The organism is Hymenobacter agri, from assembly GCF_054778495.1.
Genome location: NZ_BAAGZM010000596.1, coordinates 1 through 2,592, shown reverse-complemented (window position 1 = coordinate 2,592; position 2,592 = coordinate 1). Strand labels below are relative to the sequence as shown.

The window sequence follows — 2,592 nt, the reverse complement described above, 5'->3', positions numbered from 1 at the left end:
AAAATGAGGCCGGTGCTGGCCGTGAGGCGCGGGCGGTCGAAGCCCGACTTGCGCACGGCCTGCTGCTGCTCGCCCTGCACCAGCGGCTGGCCGTTCACGTGCACGTACACTTCGGTGCGCCAGTCGAGCTTGCTGAGGAAGGGCTGGGTGTAGCGCAGGCCGGCGGCCACGTAGCGGGCCGAGCGGTAGCTGTCGAGAAACAGCGTGCGCGAGTCGGGCAGGGGCGCAAATACCGGCGCGGTGGTTTGCGACGAGCGGTAGTTCGAGAACGTGCCCTGGCCGCTAGCCATCAGCTCGCCGAAATAGCCCCAGGCCTGGCGCTCCTTCTTCAGGGCAAAGTATTTTTCTACCGTGGCCCGGAACTGCAGCCACTCGTGGTGGCGCGAGCTGGCTTCGAGCACCGATGTGGAGCCCGGCGTGTAGGTGGCCGCGCCCGTTACGCCGCGCAGCGTGTACACGTAGCGGTGGCCCGAGTACGAGTATTGCTTGCGGTTGAGGGTGTTGCGGGCCAGGCGCAGAGCCGCCGTCGCGCCCTTGAACACCGTGGCATCGAGCACGTCGACCGACTTAATTTCGGTGGAGTTGGTGTACTCGTCCTTCACCACGAAGGTGGCCACGTCGAGCAGCAGGCGGCTACGGAAATTGGGGCTCACGCCGAACTGGGCGCCCAGCTTGGTATCCTGCTGCTTCACCTGCGTATTGATGACATCACGCCCGAGCACGCCGCCGGTGTTCTGGAAATTCCACTGGTTGTAGGTGATTTCGGGCTCGAAGAAGTAGGCGTACTTGGCCGGCACATTGATGCGGAACGAGCCGTGCGCGCCGTTGTAGAAGCGGCCCAGGCTCACGTCGGCCGAGGCCGTGTAGAGCAGGCTGCGCAGGTAGCGGTATTCCAGCCCCAGATACAGGTTATCGATGGGCCGGTTGCTGAGCACGAAGCCGGCCTCGGTGCTCACGTTGTTGTTGCGCTGCGCATCGACGCTGAATACGTAGCCCTTACGCGCGGCATCGTAGCGAATGCGCGGGTAGATGTTCTTAAAATAGTCGTCCGACGCCAGACGATAGTAGCCTTCTTCAATGTCGTCGAGCGAGTATTCGCGGCCGGTTTTGCGGAAGAAGCGGGCCGCGTACTCGTTCTGGTCGGGGCGCAGGCCGCGCACTTTCACGTCGATGAAGCGCGGCGTGGGGGCCGAGTTCTGAAAGGCCATCCGGCGCTTCTGCAAATCCACCGAGTCGACGCGCCGGCCGATGCGTGCCTTGATGCGGTCCATGACGCGCTGGGCTGCCGTATCGCCCTTGGCAATGAAGCGCTTCACGAGGTCGAAATCATTCACGCCCATGTCGTCGAGGTCGGGCTGAATGTAAATGCCGTTTTTGCCCAGGCTCATGGTATCGGCCACGCTCGTGCCCAGAAACGCCACCGTGCTGCCCAGCAGCGCGTCATCGTTCTTGGGGTATTTCTTCATGGCCACGTCGCCCACGTTCACGCCGATGATGATGTCGGGCGCGAAGGTTTTTTTCATGTTCGACGTCGGGAAGTTGTCGTACACCGCCCCGTCGTAGTAGTACTTACCATCGAGGTTGCGAATGGGCCGGAAAGCCAGCGGAAACGCCATCGAGTTGCGAATGGCATCGGAGAGTGCGCCCGACTTCTGCTCCACTTCCTGGCGCGTGAAAATTTCCGAGGCCATGCAGCGGAAGGGCACAAACAGCTTGTCGAAGTCGTAGTTGGCGGCGGCCGAGGCCGGGGCCAGCAGGCGCGTCAGGGCCAAGTTCAGGTTCAGGTCGTTCACCAGATTGGTGCTCACCCGGGCCTTAAATGTAGAGTCGATGGCAATGCCCAGCCGCAGGGCCGACGGCGAAGGCTCGGCCGTGAGGAAGTTGAACGTTTTGCTTTCGAGCGGCTTGCCCGAGGTCCAGCGCTGAAACTCGGGGCTGAGTACAATCTGCTCAATCTCGGCGGGCGAGTAGCCGGCCGCGTACATGCCGCCAATCACGGCGCCCATGCTCGTGCCCACGATGTAGTCGATGGGAATGTGGTTTTTTTCCAGCTGCTTCAGCACGCCCAGGTGGGCCAGGCCCTTAGCCCCGCCGCCGCTGAGCACGAGGCCCACTTTCTGAGCCGAAACCGTGAAAACTGAAAAGGCCGCTAGCAGCAAAGCCAGCGGTAAGCGAGTGCAGAAATGGCGCATAGAAGGCAGTTAATAATCAGCGCCAAGATATGCGCTGCTGCCGCTGGTACGCCGCACTGGGCCGTGGGGTTTTTGCCGGCGAAGCTGTGTTAATTATAGTCGGATAAATGATTTGTAGTCAGAGAGCTAATTCGGGTGTTGCTGCTGGCGATGCTTCAGGCTGCCTGGTAGCCTACGCCGCGCACGGTCTGCAGAAAGTCGGGCGGGGCGAAGCGGGCCAGGGCCTTGCGCAGGTTCATCATGTGCACGTCGATGTAATTAGAGCCCTCGGTGCCTTTGCCGATGTGCGCGCCCAGCTGCTCGCGGGTGAGGGGCTGGCCGCGGTGCTGCAGCAGGTGGTGCAGCAGGTCGAACTGCGAGCGGCTCAAATCGATGGCCGCCGAGCCGTGCCGCAGCCGCC

General features: G+C 62.3%; 2 protein-coding genes. Both read right to left on the bottom strand.

Going from position 1 to position 2,592, the window contains the following annotated elements; genetic code table 11:
• Nucleotides 1–2,192 (bottom strand): patatin-like phospholipase family protein (locus tag ACYVDE_RS19880; RefSeq protein ID WP_460503276.1); only part of this gene is annotated, 2,192 nt, incomplete at its 3' end.
• A gap of 155 nt (nt 2,193–2,347) precedes the next feature.
• Nucleotides 2,348–2,592, bottom strand: a 245-nt coding sequence (locus tag ACYVDE_RS19875) for a winged helix-turn-helix domain-containing protein (RefSeq protein ID WP_460503275.1), incomplete at its 5' end; no start/stop codon positions are given.